The organism is Deltaproteobacteria bacterium, assembly GCA_011773515.1.
GTDB lineage: Bacteria > Desulfobacterota > Deferrimicrobia > J040 > J040 > WVXK01.
Window position 1 is genome coordinate 2,525 of record WVXK01000027.1, and the last position, 17,249, is coordinate 19,773.

At 55.5% G+C, this 17,249-nt stretch carries 14 protein-coding genes and 1 tRNA gene; 13 read left to right on the plus strand and 2 right to left on the minus strand.

Going from position 1 to position 17,249, the window contains the following annotated elements:
- The first annotated feature begins 75 nt into the window (after positions 1–75).
- The 12 genes from GTN70_03390 to GTN70_03445 all read left to right on the plus strand — a co-directional run bounded on the left by GTN70_03390 (position 76) and on the right by GTN70_03445 (position 14,503).
- On the plus strand, positions 76–306 hold the full coding sequence (locus GTN70_03390; GenBank protein ID NIO16034.1) for a hypothetical protein: 231 nt from the start codon (positions 76–78) through the stop codon (positions 304–306).
- Positions 307–496: 190 nt separating this feature from the next.
- Entirely contained in the window at positions 497–1,642 is a 1,146-nt protein-coding gene (locus GTN70_03395) for a KamA family radical SAM protein (protein NIO16035.1), read from the plus strand.
- Positions 1,643–1,773: 131 nt separating this feature from the next.
- On the plus strand, positions 1,774–3,234 hold the full coding sequence (locus GTN70_03400; GenBank protein ID NIO16036.1) for a trehalose-6-phosphate synthase: 1,461 nt from the start codon (positions 1,774–1,776) through the stop codon (positions 3,232–3,234).
- Positions 3,231–4,037, plus strand: a complete 807-nt coding sequence (otsB, locus tag GTN70_03405) for a trehalose-phosphatase (GenBank protein ID NIO16037.1) — start codon at positions 3,231–3,233, stop codon at positions 4,035–4,037. Before GTN70_03400 ends, otsB begins: the two co-directional genes overlap by 4 nt.
- On the plus strand, positions 4,034–4,699 hold the full coding sequence (locus tag GTN70_03410; GenBank protein ID NIO16038.1) for a hypothetical protein: 666 nt from the start codon (positions 4,034–4,036) through the stop codon (positions 4,697–4,699). The genes otsB and GTN70_03410 overlap by 4 nt, the downstream gene beginning before the upstream one ends.
- Positions 4,700–4,727: 28 nt before the next feature.
- Entirely contained in the window at positions 4,728–5,927 is a 1,200-nt protein-coding gene (locus GTN70_03415) for a glycosyltransferase (protein NIO16039.1), read from the plus strand.
- A gap of 131 nt (positions 5,928–6,058) precedes the next feature.
- Positions 6,059–7,348, plus strand: coding sequence for a TolC family protein (locus GTN70_03420; protein ID NIO16040.1), 1,290 nt, complete (start codon positions 6,059–6,061; stop codon positions 7,346–7,348).
- Positions 7,341–8,672 (plus strand): efflux RND transporter periplasmic adaptor subunit, encoded by a 1,332-nt coding sequence (locus tag GTN70_03425; protein NIO16041.1) that lies wholly within the window; start codon positions 7,341–7,343, stop codon positions 8,670–8,672. The genes GTN70_03420 and GTN70_03425 overlap by 8 nt, the downstream gene beginning before the upstream one ends.
- 42 nt (positions 8,673–8,714) lie before the next feature.
- Entirely contained in the window at positions 8,715–11,837 is a 3,123-nt protein-coding gene (locus GTN70_03430; GenBank protein ID NIO16042.1) for a CusA/CzcA family heavy metal efflux RND transporter, read from the plus strand.
- Positions 11,838–12,051: 214 nt separating this feature from the next.
- A complete protein-coding gene (locus GTN70_03435; GenBank protein NIO16043.1) occupies positions 12,052–13,179 on the plus strand; it encodes an FAD-dependent oxidoreductase in 1,128 nt (375 codons plus the stop codon).
- A 27-nt stretch (positions 13,180–13,206) separates the two neighbouring features.
- Positions 13,207–13,524, plus strand: a complete 318-nt coding sequence (locus GTN70_03440; GenBank protein ID NIO16044.1) for a hypothetical protein — start codon at positions 13,207–13,209, stop codon at positions 13,522–13,524.
- A gap of 19 nt (positions 13,525–13,543) precedes the next feature.
- Complete coding sequence (locus GTN70_03445; GenBank protein NIO16045.1) at positions 13,544–14,503, plus strand: cation diffusion facilitator family transporter; 960 nt, start codon at positions 13,544–13,546, stop codon at positions 14,501–14,503.
- A gap of 26 nt (positions 14,504–14,529) precedes the next feature.
- Here GTN70_03445 and GTN70_03450 read toward each other — a convergent pair whose 3' ends face one another.
- On the minus strand, positions 14,530–15,453 hold the full coding sequence (locus GTN70_03450) for a mechanosensitive ion channel (protein NIO16046.1): 924 nt from the start codon (positions 15,451–15,453) through the stop codon (positions 14,530–14,532).
- A gap of 467 nt (positions 15,454–15,920) precedes the next feature.
- On the opposite strand from GTN70_03450, the gene GTN70_03455 reads away from it, so the two are divergent.
- Positions 15,921–17,003, plus strand: coding sequence for a mechanosensitive ion channel (locus GTN70_03455; GenBank protein NIO16047.1), 1,083 nt, complete (start codon positions 15,921–15,923; stop codon positions 17,001–17,003).
- Between the two features lie 80 nt (positions 17,004–17,083).
- On the opposite strand, the gene GTN70_03460 is transcribed toward GTN70_03455, so the two are convergent.
- A tRNA-Sec gene (locus tag GTN70_03460) sits at positions 17,084–17,184 on the minus strand.
- Positions 17,185–17,249: the final 65 nt, after the last annotated feature.

A 17,249-nucleotide genomic window follows, 5' to 3' on the forward strand; every position in this document is an offset into this window, starting at 1 on the left:
TCGAGGGGGACAGCCCCGGGAAGGTACAGAAGGTAACCACGGACAGGGGTGAGATCCCCGGCCGAGTAAAACGAGATGAGGATAAAGGACGATAGGGTCATGTTGATTCCCCTCGGGAAACTGCGCTCCGTCCTTTCAACACTTCCCCGGGATAAAAAAATGGTGGCGTTCTGCAAGACATCCCTGAGGGGATACGAGGCGAGCACGATCCTCAAGGGGGGAGGGGTAAAAGACGTGGCGTTCATGGACGGGGGATTGATCATGTGGCCCTTCGAGGCGGACCGGTCCCCCCTGCCGGAAAAGTGATTTTACCTGGCAAATAGGCGTTTTATTAACTATAATTCCTTTTAGGAGCAAGGACTTTCAGGTCACTGCTTGACAAGGGATTGTTTTCTTGCGTATAATAAGAGTCCATTTACGGAAAACAAGTAACATGTAGTCCAGGATAAGACGGTGGACACGGATTCACGATTATCCAGAATTGCCCGGTCTTGTTATGCACTGGAGAGACGCACAAAGGGAAAACATAACCTCTGTCGAAGAGCTCAGGAAAATTCTCCCCCTGGGCCGGAAGGAGTACTTTACCCTTAAGAGCATTCAGCGCAACTACCCGATTAATATAACCCGGTATTACCTTTCCCTCATAGATCCCCAAGACAAAGACGACCCGATCAGGAAAATGGTCATTCCCTCTATCGAAGAGGTAGCGGGCAGGGGGTACATGGATACGAGCGGTGAGCTCGATAACACCAAGGTCGCGGGGCTGCAGCACAAATACCGGCAGACCGCCCTCCTGCTGCTGACGAACTACTGCTTTGCAAACTGCAGGTTCTGCTTTCGGAAACGGTTCGTCGGCGTAAGGGACGATGAGATCTTAAGGGACGCAAAAAAGGCCCTGGCCTACGTCCGGGAGCGGCCCGAGATCACGAACCTCCTTCTGTCGGGAGGCGACTCCCTGTCTCTGAACAACAGGGTGATCTCCAGGATCCTGTCCGAATGCGATTCCATACCCCACGTAAAGTACATACGGCTGGGGACGAGGGTTCCCGTGGTATTCCCCGAGAGGGTGCTCACCGATCCCGGCCTCCTCAAGATATTGAAGCGGCACAGCAGGGCCGAGAGGAAACTGATAATCCAGACGCACTTCAACCACCCCCGGGAAATAACGAAAGAGTCGTCCCGCTGCGTTGAAAAGCTCCTGAAAAATGGCGCGCTCGTGCACAACCAGACGGTTCTTCTCAAAGGCGTTAACGATGCCCCCGACGTCATTACTGACCTGAAGAGGAAGCTCATCTCCATCGGGGTCCATCCCTACTACCTTTTCCAGTGCAGGCCTGTCCGGGGAACCCTCCACCTGCAGGTTCCCATCGTGAGGGGATACAAGATAGTCGAGGCTGCGAAGGCCTCCCTTTCCGGGCCGGCAAAGATGTTCAGGTACATCATGTCTCATCGCACCGGCAAGATAGAGATCGTGGGCCTCGATGAGGAGAGGGTCTTTTTCAAGTACCATCAGGCAAAGAACAGGAAGAAGTTCGGCCGCTTTTTCTCGCTTCCCCGGGTAGATTACGCGTGCTGGCTCGACGAGTTCATTCATCCCCACGAGATACAGCAGGAAGCTTCGGGCGACCTGCGGGTCGATTGAACCCACCCCACAATACCTTCAACATGAGATGGTTCAGGGCCTTTCGGCGATTTTCCTATACCCTCTTCGCCTTTCATGCCTTGATAGAACAGGCCTTTTCGATTATCCTTTAAATCATCGGGAGCAAATCGATGGAAAACCCTTCGGAAACGGTTCGTGATCTTCCCCGAAACGTCGCGGGGAGGCGGATTCTGCTCATTTCCAACAGGCCCCCCTATACGATGAGAATGAGAAAGGGGGAGGTTGATCTCGTGCGCGGGGCGGGCGGACTCGTCACCGCCCTTGACCCGGTCATGAAAAAAAGCGGGGGGGTGTGGTTCGGCCTCGTGCGAGACGAGAAGAAGGATTTGCCCGCCGAGGTGCGGGTGGAGGGTGATGACGCCACGAGCCCGGGCTATAACATACAGTACATCACGGTTGACTCCAAGTATATCGATGGGTTCTACCGCGGCGTGTCGAACAGGACCCTCTGGCCCCTTTTTCACTGCTTCCTCGGGAATACGGTCTTCAAGAAGGAGCACTGGCGGACCTACCTGCACGTGAACTGGCGCGTATACCAGAGCATCGTGGAGAAAATAGGGGAGGGTGACCTGGTCTGGGTGCAGGACTATCACTTCATCCCCCTCCCCAAGCTCCTGAGGGAGAGTTCCCGGAGGTTCGGCATAGGGTACTTCCTCCACATACCCTTTCCCCCGCCGGACATACTCCGTGCCCTTCCGTGGGCCACCGAAGTGCTCGAGGGAATTCTCGGCTCCGATATCGTTGGCTTTCACACGATGGGGTACTTAAGAAACTTTTTCGACTCCGTGGAGCACCTTCTGCATGCCGAGGTGGACAGGGAAAAGAACGAGGTGGTGTATGCCGGAAGGAGGACCAGGTGCGGTGCTTTCCCCATAAGCATCGACTATCAGCGGTTCAAGGATGTTGCGTTGAGCACGCAGACCGGGCAGCGGGTGAGAGGGATACGGGACGCCTTCGGTGTCAGGAACATAGCGATCGGCGTCGACAGGCTCGACTACACGAAGGGCGTGGTGGAGCGGCTTCTTGCGCTGGAGAAGATGATCGAGCGCTACCCTGACTTGAGAAAGGATTTCGTGTTTATCCAGCTCACGGTCCCTTCCAGGGAAAATGTGGCGGAATACCGGACGATGCGCAGGACCATAGACGAGATCGTGGGAAGGATCAACGGCAGGTTTGCTGAAGGAGGGTGGGTTCCCATCCACTACTATTACCGGAGCCTGAAGTTCGATACACTGGTGGCATATTACCGGGCCGCCGACATGGGGGTGGTGACGCCCCTGCGCGACGGCATGAACCTGGTTGCGAAGGAATACGTCGTATCGAAATGCGGACTGCCCGGCTCGGTTGTGCTCAGCGAGCTTGCCGGCGCCTGCGATGAGCTCGTCGAATCCCACCTCGTCAACCCCAATGATATCGACAGCGTGGCCGACACCATGTACGAAGCCTTAACTCTCCCCGAAGACAGGAAAGCCGAAAACATTGCGAAGCTCAATAAGAGGATTAAACAGCACGATATCTACGCGTGGCTCCACTCTTTCCTTGGTGAATGGGCTAAGATGATCGAACGATGAGCGTCCGTTCCGTGATCGAGAGAATCGGCAGGGATGTGAAAGAGGGGGAGCTGTCCGGCCTCTTCTTCGATTTCGACGGGACCATATCGGAAATCGTCGAGACCCCCGATAAAGCAAAAATCCTTCCCGGCGCGCGTGAGTGCCTCAAAAGGATGGCGGGCCGGGGGGACATCGTGGCGGGGGTCATTTCTGGCCGCAGCATCGACGACCTGAAAGAGCGGGTAGGGGTGCAGGGCCTCGTCTATTCGGGAAACCACGGGGCCGAGCTCGAGATCTTCGGGGAGAGGCAGGTCCTTGCCGAGAGCGGCAGCAGGCCGCTCCTCGGGAGCCTTGCCCGGGAGCTTGATGGGCTGGCGCATGCCTTCCCCGGCCTTCTCGTCGAGGACAAGGGGTATTCGGTGAGCGTCCACACGCGGCGCGTTGCGGGCACGCAACTCGAGGACGTGAAAAATCGGGTGAAAGAATCTGCCGGGAGGTTTTCTAATCTCACCGTGAGGGAAGGCAAAAGGGTCTTCGAGATCCTTCCCGTGCGCTCGGCCAACAAAGGCGAGGTGCTCCGTGTTATCATCTCAAGGATCGAGGAAAACCGGGGTGCGGGAGTTTTCCCTGTTTACTTTGGCGATGATGTGACCGATAGGTACGTATATGAGTACCTGCGGGAAAGGGAAAGAGGGCTCTCTATATTCGTTTCCGGAAAGGACCGTGTCCATCTCGAGGCCGATTTCGAGCTTGAAGGCCCCGGGGAAGTGGTGGCGTTCATGATGGATTTTTTAACGCTCAGCGATACGCGGAGGGAGCGGTGAGCAGGCGGTACCGGTCAGACGAGTCGTTTCACTTCAACGAGTTTCTCAAGATCATCAAGCCCACGGGCCAGAAGGCCCAGAGCCTGCGCGAACTTCTCAGCCTGATCAGGATGGTTGACGGCGACGTGATTTACCACCACATGTACCGGGGATATCTCCGGTACACTCCGCAGCTCTGGGATTATCCGAACGATTTCGCGCGGTGGGCAAATAACGGCCTCGAATCGCAGATCCTGGCCGAGGGGCTTGCGAATATTAACCCCTTCGAGCAGGCAAACATCGAGGAAGTCAGGAAAAACATCATCGACGTGATCGAGGACTTTTCCTGGGAAAACCAGTACATACCCCCCGTGCGGCCGGGCTTTGAGTTTCACTTCGAGCGCTCCACGGGCATCATTATCCCAACCAACAGGTATGCCAGGACTCTCCCGCAGTTTTGCGATGCCCTTGCACGGAGCGGCGTAAGCGTCATCTATTACCATTTTTTCGAATCGAGAATCAGGCTCGGGGAGAACAAGGACGACTTCTCGAACTGGATCGAGCTCAATTTCGACCTCCCGGAGCTGGTATCCTCCATCAGGAGGATCGATTTCTACCTCTATTCCCTGGAGGACCTGCGGAAAAACTTGATCAGGATGATCAAGGACTACTTGAAACGATAAGGAGTCGGTTGTGCAGTTAGACGATTACATGGCCGTTGTGGGAAAACGATACGTGTCCCAGCTGAAAAGGCTTGCCGAGCCCCTGCGGGGGCTCAGGGTGGTGAACGTCAACTCCACGAAGGAGGGAGGCGGGGTCGCAGAGATCCTGAACAGGACGGTCCCCCTCATGAGCGAACTTGGCCTCAACGTTCGCTGGGAGATCATCGAAGGGGATGCTCAGTTCTTCAGGGCAACCAAGGCGATGCACAACTCGCTACAGGGGGACAGGATTACCATATCCAGGGATGACCTCGATCACTATGTGGAGGTGAACAGGCGCCACGGGGGCAAGATCGATTTCGACGCGGACGTTGTCGTCATCCACGACCCCCAGCCGGCCGCGCTGATCGAGAACAAGAATGCGGGTCAGCACTGGGTGTGGCGTTGCCACATCGATATTGCCCGGCCCTGGAGGGATACCTGGGAGTTTCTGAGAAAATATGTCGAACGGTACGAGTGCAGCATATTTTCCATGGCCAAGTTTTCCCAGAACCTTCCCCACCCGCAGTATATCATCGCCCCCGCGATAGATCCGCTGAGCGACAAGAACCGGGACATGCTCGACGCCGAGGCAAGGGAGATCGTGGAAAGCCTCGGTGTGAATACGGACAAGCCGCTCATCGTCCAGGTCTCGCGGTTTGACCGGTTCAAGGATCCCATCGGCGTCATCAGGGCGTTTAAGATTGCACGCAGCTTCAACGATTGCACGCTCGTTCTGGCCGGGGGAGGAGCAACGGATGATCCCGAGGGGGAGGAGGTCTACCGCCAGGTCCTGGCTGAATCGGAGGGGGATCCCGACATCCACGTCTTAATGCTCCCCCCTGACGCGCACAAGGTTATCAATGCGATTCAGGCAGCGGCAACGATCATCGTGCAGAAATCGACGAAGGAGGGGTTCGGCCTCACCGTCACCGAGGGGATGTGGAAGGGCAAACCCGTGATCGGGGGTGCCGTAGGGGGGATAACGACGCAGATCTTCGATTACCTGACGGGGTTTCTCGTGCACTCCGTCGAGGGGGCTGCCTACAGGATGCGCTATGCCCTGAACCGCCCCGAGATGATGAAAAAGATCGGGAGAAACGCGAAGGAGTTCGTGAGGACGAACTACCTCATCACGAGGAATGTGCGGGATTACCTCATTTTGTTTCACTCGATCCGGCACGGTCACGTGGAAACCATCCAGCTTTAACTTTAGAATAAAACAGGGGACGAATTTGTTTTAAAAAAACTTGTGTCATGGTTTTACATTATGTAAAATGTAATGCGTGTGCGCTGGGACCCACGGTGGGGGGTCATCGTACGCGGGAGGAAAGAAAGGAAATGAGACAATACATGAGAAGGACGTTTTCCGTTATGCTTTGTCTTTTCGCGCTCGTGAATGCTCTCCGGGGGCAGGCAGCAGGCGCCGATTCTGATGCCTACCTCGACGCTCTCGTCGCTGAGGCCCTCGAGAGGAACCCCGCACTTATCGAGGCGCGGGAGAGAAGCAGCGCCTCCGGGCATCTCGTTTTGCCGGCCGGGAGCCTTCCCGACCCGCAGGTCGGGTTCTCCTTCTCCAATTTTCCTACGGACACCTTTGACTTCGACCAGGAGCCGATGACGTCATTCGATCTCTTTTTCACACAGAAATTTCCTTTTCCGGGCAAATTGTCTCTCAAAGAAGAGATTGCCGATATTCGCGCGAAACAGGCGGGCAGATCCGTTTCCGAGTTCGAAAACATGCTCGTGTACAGGACCAAGCGCGCCTATTTCAGGCTCTACGAGGTGGCAAGGTCGATAGAGATCACGAAGAAAACCCAAACCGTCCTCAAGGAGTTTCTCGGGGTAGCACAGCAACGGTATGCTGTCGGAAAAGCTCTTCAGCAGGATGTGCTGCGCGCACAAACGGCGCTCTCCAACATAGAAAGGCGCCTTTTCGACCTTGACAAAATGCGGATAGAGATGATTGCGCTTATCAACACTTTCAGGGCGAGAGATGTGAACACTCCCGTGGAGGTGCCTCAAGAGCTCCCTGTTGATGAGACAGGCTATTCGGAAGAGGAACTGTTAGAAATGGCGAAGGAGTTTAACCCGACGCTCTCGCGGTTGGCGTTAAAAGTTGACGAGGGCGAAAAAAGCGTTTCCCTGGCAGAGAGGGAACTCTACCCCGATTTTGCCCTGTCCACGAGGTACCGGGTGCGTGAAGACAGGCCGGATTTCCTAACCGGTGCTGTTACACTGACCGTTCCTTTGTATGCAGCGAGGAAGCAGAGAGAGCTAATCAGCAGCAGGAGATTCGAACTGAATTCGCGTGCGAACGCCTACGAGTCGTACATGGATCAGGTGATCTTTCATATTCGCGATATCAAAAGCGATCTTTTTTCGTTGCAAAACCGGTTATCTCTCCTGATTTCGGCAGTTCTCCCCGAGGCCAGAAATACCGTGCAGTCGGCGTTGAGCTCATACAGGGTGGGAGAGCTCGAGTTCAATTCCCTCGTGAGCGCGGAATTAGACCTCTTCAGGTATGAGCTGGAACTCGAGAACCACAGGGGCAGGTACAACGAAAAGGTTGCCGAACTCTGGATGGTTGCAGGAAAGAATTTCATCCCAAAAGAGGTTAGTCATGAGTAGAAAAATTGTCATAGCACTAGCAATTTTTATCGTATTCGTGGTCGGTTTAGGAGGCGGATATTTTTTCACCGTCAAGTTTCTCCATAGATCCCCCCATGTGGAAACGATGGATACTACCATGGGGGGGACAAAAGAGGCAAAAGCTGAAGAACAGCTCTATACCTGTCCCATGCACCCCTTCATCATCACCGAGGAGCCGGGTTCCTGCCCCATCTGCGGAATGACCCTCGTCGCGGTAAAGGGCGGCGGCGAAGGCATGGAGGACGAGAATGCGATAAGAATCGACCCTGTGGTGAGGCAGAACATGGGAGTGAGGACGGGCGTTGCTAAGCGGGGTCAGCTCAAAAAAATCATAAGGACCGTCGGCATGGTTACTTACGACGAGACGAAGATCTCCACGGTGAACACGAAGATTGCGGGATGGATCGAAAACCTCTTCGTTGACAAAACGGGACAGTTCGTGAAAGCCGGAGAGCCTCTTCTCGAGATTTACAGCCCTGAACTCGTCTCCGCCCAAAAGGAGCTTTTGATCGCAGCCAGACATTATGAGGAGGTCAAAACGAGCCCCTACGAAGAAGTTGTAGAGAGGGCCGAAACCCTGATCGAAGCGTCGAAAGACAGGCTCCGACTCTGGGATATTACGGACAAAGAGCTCCTTGCCCTGGAGCGGAGCGGAAACGTCAAGAAAACGCTGACCATCTACTCACCGAATTCAGGTGTGGTCATCGGCAAAAAGGCTTTCCTCGGGACGCATGTCATGCCCGGAGCAGAACTATTCCGTGTAGCGGACATATCCAATGTCTGGATCGACGCTGATATATACGAGTTCGAACTTTCCTGGGTAAAGACCGGGCAGCGAGCAAACGTGATCCTCGATTACATTCCGGGAAAGACATTCACGGGAAAGGTGTCTTACATCTACCCGTACCTTGAAGCGGAAACGAAGACAATCAAGGTAAGAATAGAGATGCCAAATCCCAGATTTTTCTTGAAGCCTGACATGTATGCCCACGTGGAATTGGAGTCAAAACTCGGCGACCAGGCACTGTTGATACCTTCAGAGGCAGTGTTGAGAACGGGAGTCAAGAATATCGTGTTCGTGGAAAAAACAGAGGGCAAATTCGTTCCCCGGAACGTTACGCTCGGTGTCGAAACGGGGAACGGGACAGTTCAGATACTCGAAGGAATAGAAGAAAACGAAAAGATCGTCCTTTCGGGCCAGTTCATGCTCGACTCCGAAAGCTCGATTCGCGAGGCCATAAGGAAGATGACGGCAGGTGGCGGAGAAGGTTCGCCGAAAGGGAAGGAACATTTAGGGCATTAGGTCTTAACGGGTGGCAAAACTTGTAAACAGAGGTTAGGGTAAATGCTGAAAAAGATCATCGAAGCATCTCTGAATAACCGGTTTATGGTCCTGCTCGCTGCGCTCTTTCTGGCGGGCTGGGGCGCCTACGCCATGATGAACATACCCCTCGATGCGATCCCCGACCTTTCTGACGTTCAGGTGATCATCTTCACCGAGTACCCCGGCCAGGGTCCCCAAATCGTTGAGGACCAGGTGACCTATCCTCTCACGACGTCCATGCTCGCCGTTCCCAAGGCAAAGGTGGTGAGGGGATATTCCTTCTTCGGTTTTTCCTTCGTCTACATAATTTTCGAGGACGGGACGGACATCTACTGGGCCCGGAGCAGGGTCCTCGAGTACATCAACTATGTATCGAACCGCCTGCCGAGGGGCGTGGTTCCCACCCTGGGCCCAGACGCAACCGGTGTTGGCTGGGTTTACGAGTATGTTCTGGAAGATACCTCGGGAAGACACGACCTTGCCCAGCTCAGGTCCATCCAGGACTGGTTCTTGAAGTACGAACTGGCGAGCGTCCCCGGCGTGTCGGAGGTGGCGAGCATCGGCGGATTCGTGAAGCAGTACCAGGTTGTGGTAGATCCGAACAAGCTTGCTGCCTATAACATTCCCCTGCGGCATGTAAGGATGTCGATTCAGCGGAGCAACAACGACGTCGGGGGAAGGCTGGTGGAGATGGGCGAGACGGAGTTCATGGTGAGGGGCCTCGGCTACATAGAGGGTCTCGGAGACATTCGGGACATCCCTCTCGGGACGTCGAGGGGAACCCCTGTCTATATTCGGGATGTTGCCGAAGTGCGCCTAGGCCCGGAACTGCGGAGGGGCATTGCTGACTTGGATGGCCAGGGTGATGTGGCCGGCGGCGTCATCGTCATGCGCTTCGGCGAGAATGCCCTGAAAACGATCGATAACGTGAAACGGAAGCTGGAGGATCTGGAAAAATCGCTTCCCGAAGGGATCAGGATCAAACCCGTCTATGACAGATCGGATTTGATCGTACGGGCGGTGAAAAACCTGAGGGATAAGCTGATCGAGGAAAGCGCCGTCGTCGCCCTCGTTTCGATAATCTTTCTGCTCCATTTCAGGAGCGCCCTCGTGGCAATCATCACCCTTCCCCTGGCCATACTCGTGTCATTCATCATCATGTTCTACCAGGGCATTAACGCCAACATCATGTCACTCGGCGGTATCGCCATCGCCATCGGGGCAATGGTGGATGCCGCTATCATCATGGTGGAGAACATGCACAAGCACCAGGAGCATTTTCCGGATAAGAACGTATGGACCAATGTCCTGGAGTCGACGAAGGAGGTGGGCCCTGCCCTCTTCTACTCCCTGCTCGTCATAACGGTTTCCTTTTTGCCGGTTTTTTCCCTCGAGGCCCAGGAGGGAAGGCTCTTCAAGCCGCTCGCTTTCACCAAAACCTACGCTATGGCGGCGGCGGCGTTCCTTGCCATAACGCTCCAGCCGGTTCTCATGGGATATTTCATCCGCGGCAAGATTCCCCCGGAGGAGAAGAACCCCGTCAACAGGCTCCTGATCAGAATCTATCACCCCGTGGTGGATTTTGTCGTCAAGTACAGGAAGACAACGATCATACTGAACATCATCCTGATGCTCAGCATCGCCGTGCCGGTTGCGAAGATCGGTTCGGAGTTCATGCCCCCGCTCTACGAGGGGGACCTCCTGTACATGCCCACCACGTTTCCCGGCATTTCCGTCACGAAGGCGAAAGAGCTCCTCCAGCAGACGGACAGGATCATAAAAACGTTTCCGGAGGTGGATACCGTCTTCGGAAAGATAGGCCGGGCAGAAACCGCCACGGACCCTGCACCTCTTTCGATGATCGAGACCACGATAATGCTCAAACCCGAGAAAGATTGGAGACCGGGAATGACGCCGGACAAGCTCATCGAAGAGCTGGACAGGGCGATCCAGTTCCCGGGTCTGACGAATGCGTGGACGATGCCCATAAAAACGCGGATCGATATGCTTTCCACGGGTATCAAGACGCCTGTGGGGATCAAGATAATGGGCGATGACCTGGATACGCTCGTTTCTATCGGAGAGCAGATCGAGGCCACCGTCAGGGAGGTCCCGGGAACACTCTCGGCTTTCGCAGAGCGGATCACGGGAGGTAATTACATCGACTTTCATATCGACAGGAAAGCTGCGGCCAGGTATGGCCTTACGGTGGGAGATATTCAGGATGTGATCATGAGCGCTGTCGGCGGCATGAATGTCACCTTTACCGTCGAAGGGCTCGAACGGTATCCGGTAAACGTGAGATACCCGGAGGATTTGAGGCAGGACGTGGAAAAATTGAATAGAGTCCTCGTATCGACTCCCGCCGGGCAGCAGATTCCACTCGCCCAGCTTGCCCACCTGAAAATCAAAAAAGGGGCGGCCAACATCAAGAGCGAAAACGCGAGGAGAACGGTATGGGTATACGTTGATATTCGCGGAATCGACGTGGGAACCTACGTGAAGAATGCGATGAAGAAAGTTTCGGAAAAGGTCAAGCTCCCCGCCGGCTACAACATCATCTGGAGCGGCCAGTTCGAATACATGCAGAGAGTGAGGCAGAGGCTCATGCTTGTCATCCCGCTGACGCTCTTTATCGTCTTTCTCATCATATACCTGAACACGAGATCGTTCCTCAAGACGGGCATCATCATGCTCACGGTACCAATATCTCTCGTGGGTGCATTCTGGACTCTTTACGTCCTCGGGTATCACCTGTCGATAGCGGTCTGGGTGGGAATCATAGCCCTGGCGGGACTCAGCGCGGAAACGGGCGTCGTCATGCTCCTCTACCTCGACCTCGCCTATGAGGACTGGCAGAGAAGGGGGATAATGAGGACCAGGGTGGACCTTCTCGACTCCATACACCACGGCGCGGTGAAGAGGATCAGGCCGAAGATCATGACGGTGGTGATGATAATCGGTGGCCTGATCCCCATCATGTGGAGCCACGGTGCGGGTGCCGACACGATGAAGAGGATCGCGGCTCCCATGATCGGCGGCGTCGTCACCTCCGCCCTGATGGAGCTCGTCCTCTATCCCGTGATCTATTACATCTGGAAAGTCCGGTATGTGAAGGAGGAAGGCCCGGCAACCGACTCCTGATAAGAGGCAGGGCCACGGCCCACAGCACCAAAGCCCTTGGGACGGACAGGGGGGTGATCCGGCGATCTCCTCTTCTCTGATGGGGATGCTTCTCACGGGCGCCTTTTCCTTTGAACCGTGCAGGCAATTCCTATACAATCTGGAAAGAAGACGTTTCACATCCGTTCCCTGTGTAAGCACGCAGCAGGTTGACCGTGATTTCGGTGGTTGCGGAATGGGAAAACACCTTGTTCTTGTCGGTGGCGGCCACGCCCACATGACGGTACTTGCCGGCCTCGGAAGATTTATCGCAAGGGGCCGCAGAGCGACCCTTATCAGCACTTCCCCTTTCCACTACTACTCGGGTATGGGCCCCGGAATGCTCTCGGGAATCTACCGGCCGCAGGAGCTGCGCTTCCACGTAAAAAAGATGGTGGAGGACCGGGGTGGGACCTTTCTAAAGGACCGCGTTACGGCTGTTATTCCGCAGCGGCGAACCCTGCAGCTGCGCTCGGGGAAAGAGGTTGGCTACGACGTGGTCTCCTTCAACACGGGCAGCGAGGTCCCGGGAGATATCGTAACGGACAACCCGGAGTGCCTGTTCCCCGTCAAGCCGATCGAGAACCTGCTGAAAGCGCGGGCGAAGGTAATCGAGATGGCGAAGCGGGGCGGAGTCGATGCAGCCGTTATAGGCGGCGGTGCCGCGGGTGTGGAGATTTCGGCAAATCTCTGGCGCCTCATAAGAGACAGCGGCGGCGAGGCCCGGATATCGCTGATAGAAGGGGGTAGCGTCCTGTCGGGTTTTTCGGAAAAGGCGCAGGATGTGGCGAGAAACATCCTCACGGGAAAGGGCGTGACCCTCATCGAGGGGATACGGGTGCGGTCTGTAATGAAAAACGGGGTCCACCTTGGAAGCGGCGAGACGATAAAGAGCGACATCGTCTTTGCCGCTGTGGGCGTTAAGCCGTCCCCCATCTTTGCCGACTCGGGACTTTCAACGGGCCCAGACGGTGGCCTCCTGGTGAACCGGTTCCTGCAGTGCGTGGACCATCCTGAAATATTCGGCGGTGGCGACTGCATAACCATCGACGGCATTCCCCTGAGAAGGGTGGGCGTCTACGCGGTCAGGCAAAACCCCGTACTCTACCGAAACCTGCACGCCGCGCTCGCAGGTGACCCGCTCAGACCCTTTGACCCCGGCGGCCCGTACCTGCTCATTCTGAACATGGGTGACGGACGGGGCATATTCTGGAAGGGGGGGGTGGTCTTCGACGGGAGGCTGGCATTTGCCGTCAAAGACTACATAGACAGGCGTTTCATGAAAAAATTTCAGGTTTCCGGGGAGTTGCGCCAGCCGGTATGATACGCTGCGGATAAAAGGAGGGCGATAGTGGGCATATCCCGCATCTTCAGAAAGGTGCCGGCGGAGCCAGGGGACGGGGTGATGGAAGGGGGCGTGTCGGTCGGCGAGGCTCTGGCGTGGACCGAAGGCAGGAAGCTGCGGGAGGCCCTGGAATTACCCCTCTCTCTCGAAGCGATCTCGCATGACCGGTACGTGGAAATGTCCCGGCTGGTGATAGACGAGGGAGCGAAGAGGGTTTTCGGAATGTTATCAAAAGAGGAAAAAAAGCACCTCGAGAAGCCAACGGACCTCTTCGACGACGAATTGTCAGGGGAGACGCCCGGGACAGGGGACAGGAGGGGGTAAGGAGGGATCTGCAAAAAACATGGCGGGAAGTCATCACGGTTCGAAAAAGGTCGTCTACGCCGCTCTGATCGGCAACGGGTGTATTGCGATTTTAAAGTTTGCCGTGGCTCTTTTGTCGGGAAGCTCGGCGCTCCTTGCCGAGACGTTCCACTCGGTTGCCGACACGGGCAATCAGCTCCTTCTTCTGTTCGGGATGAAAAGGAGCGAGAGGCCGCCTGACGAGAAACATCCATTCGGTTACGGGAAGGCCCAGTATTTCTGGTCTTTCGTCGTTGCAAACATGCTCTTCATGGTCGGGGCGGTGGCGGCGGTGTACGAGGGTTTCAGCAAGATACGGCATCCCCACCCCCTCGAACGGACGCACCTGATATACCTGGTTCTCGGTATATCCATTGCCATAGAAGGAGTTTCCTTCACCGTCGCTGCCAGGGAGTTCTTCAAAAAGAAGGTCCACAAAAGCATATGGAGGGAGCTGAAGGAGTCGAAGGATGCAAACCTGATCGTCGTCCTCATGGAGGACAGCGCCGCCATGGTGGGCCTTCTCATCGCCCTTTTCGGTACGCTTTTGGTTCAGGTCACCGGAAATCCTCTGATAGACGGGATTGCGTCCATCCTCATCGGCTTCGTCCTGGCCCTCGTTGCCCTCTTTCTGGCGAACGAGGTCCGCAAACTCCTGATAGGGGAGAGCGCCAGCGAAGTGCACCTGAACCTCATCAGGAAAGCCGTGGAGAGCTTTCCTGAGGTACAGTCGATCGGAAACATATCCACCATGCACATGGGCCCCGAGAACATTCTCCTGGCGATAGACGCAGACTTTCAGGACAATATTTCCGCAAGCGATCTGGAAGCGGTGATAGACAGGATGGAACAAAAGATAAGGGAAAAAGTCCCGGAAGTGAAGCAGATATTTATCGAAGCCGAAGGCGTGGAGGGATATCAGGTATCCGTAAAGGAGAACAAAAACTCACCTGATCAATAAATCTATCGATACGTTGCGAAGACCTCCTAGGTCTCCTCCTCGTGTCCTTTTGCCTCCCCTTTTTCAAGTATCCGGAGCTCGAGCGGTTTGGCCGTGTCCAGATGGACGTCCCGCTGGGGGAATGCGATGACGATCCCCGCATCACGGAATCGGTCGTCGATCTGATAGCGGATGTCGCTTTCGATGTTCAAGCGGTCCGCCATGCTTGTCATACTGACCCAGAAGTGGAGGTTGAAAATGAGGGCGTTGTCGCCGAAATCGGAAAAACGCACGAAGGGCTCCGGGGTGGAGAGCACTCTTTCGTGGGCCCCGGCGATAGCCATCATGATGGCCGTAACCTCCCGGATGGGCGAGCCGTATACCACGCCCACCGTCACACCGGCCCTTATCATGCTGTCGGAAAGGGTCCAGTTCACGATGTTTTTCTCGAGAAAGCTGCTGTTGGGAACGAGTATCTGGATGTTGTCGGCAGTCCTTATGCGGGTGCACCTTGCCCCGATGTCCTCTATCGTGGCAAAGGTTCCCTCGATCTCGACCAGGTCCCCGATCCGTATCGGCTGCTCTGCCATGATGATGAAACCGCTGATGAAGTTGTTGATCAGCGTCTGTGCCCCGAAACCGACGCCGATTGCCAAGGCGCCGCCCACGAAGGCGAAAGCGGTCAGGGGTATGTTGATGATGTCCAGCGCAAAGAGCACGATCAGAAGGATCCCGGTATAGTAGAGAATCTTCTCGATCGATGCGGCCACGTTCGGCTTCAGCCGGGTGCGGGGGAGGATTTTTTTCCCGAAGAGCCCGACTGCTTTCTTGACGATGATTATCCCGAGGATGAGCGCGATGATGGCTCCGATCACCTTGCCGATCGTTACGGGGCTGTTCCCTATCGTGAAGAGCCGGAGGTTCCAGATACCCCGGGCTGTTTCCAGGCCCTCTTTCAAACCGCCCCACACTGCGTCGGGATCCTCCTGATCCGAAGGAGCTCGCGATGCCTTTGCGATTGTACTGCCGGAACGCATGGAGACCGTGTGGGGGCGCACTGCTTCACCGGAGACCTCGGCGTGCGGAAAAGCGGCGAGAACCATGACCAAAAGAGTTAAAGTAGCAATTGAATAATTAATCTTCATTGTACTGTTAAATTTGTCTTTTTAACTTCTTTATAATGGATTCGTCTGCGCGGCGTTCGACCTTTTTTGAAAGATCCTCTGCTGCGCTTCGCCATGTAAGAGATAGTACTACACTCTGCAGGATAACGACAAGTTCTTATCCTTTTCTTGCGGTACCGGGGTGGAAAGAAGGATATTTTTTGAAAGAGGTTTTCTTTTCTTATAAGATTGAGGGTATCAAGCGATATCCGTCTGAAAGGCTGTTCGGACAGGATAATCTGGCATTGAAAGATTCAGCTCATGCGGAGGCTGACATGCATTTTTTCAAAATGACCCTCTGGGACCAGCCGTTAACCACGTGGCTCATCGCGCTGGGTGTCACGGCTATTGCCTACGTCGTTCTCAGGTTCCTGATGGGTGCCGCGGCCCGCCGGCTGACAGCGATGGCCGAAAAATCGAAGGTCGGGTGGGATGATCTGATTGCGGAGCTCCTCGATAAGCGCACGAAACCGTTCTTTCTCGCCGTCGTTTGCATCTACGTCGGTTCCCTGCTTCTCACTCTTCCCCCGCGGGCTGCATGGGTCGTAAAGGTCATCACGCTTGCGGGGCTCTTTCTTCAGCTGGCGATCTGGGGAAACTTTGCGATAACGTGGTTTGCCCAGAGTGCGCGGGAAAAGGCCTCTGAGGACCCGGAGAGCCTTTCCACCTACTCAGCCATTGCCTTTATCGGCAAACTTATCCTCTGGTCTGTCCTCCTGCTCCTTGCCCTCCACAACATGGGGATAAACGTCACGGCGATGATTGCGAGCCTGGGGATAGGGGGCATCGCCGTTGCGCTGGCGGTTCAGAACATACTGGGGGACCTGTTCGCCTCCATGGCGATAATCCTCGACAAGCCCTTTATCGTGGGGGATTTTATCATCGTCGGCGACCTCATGGGGACGGTCGAGCGTATCGGCCTCAAGACGTCGCGCATCAGAAGCCTCTCCGGCGAACAGATCGTGTTCTCCAACAACGATCTTCTCTCGAGCAGGGTCAGGAACTTCAAGCGCATGTGGGAGCGGCGCGTCGTCTTTTCTATCGGCGTGACCTACCAGACTCCCGCAGAGAAGCTCGAGGCGATACCCGGCATCATCCGGGGTATCATTGAAGGGCAGGAAACGGCCCGTTTCGACAGGGCCCACTTCTCGAGCTACGGCGATTTCGCCCTGGTCTTCGAGATGGTCTACTTCGTGAAAGACCCGGACTACGGCGTCTACATGGACACCCAGCAGGCGATTAACCTGGCGATCTTCCGCCGTTTCGAAGAGGAGGGAATCGAGTTCGCCTATCCGACCCAGACCCTTTTCCTCGCTCCGCCATCACCTGACGGGGGTTCGCCGGGAATCGGTCAGTAGGGATTCTCGGAAGAATACAAAATGTTTGGCTTTTTGATTCTCGAAATTTTCCTCAGTGCCGCAAGATGTGTCAATAAAAATGGCGGAAGCGTGCGGGAATCGAACCCACCGGAGACGCCCTGCGACGCCTCCCTGACCGGGTTTGAAGCCCGGGGGGGCCACCAGCGCCCCATCCGCTTCCACCAAGGGGTTATCCGTTATCTGTAAGTCCAGCGTCCAAAGTCCCGTATCACGGTGAGAACATCA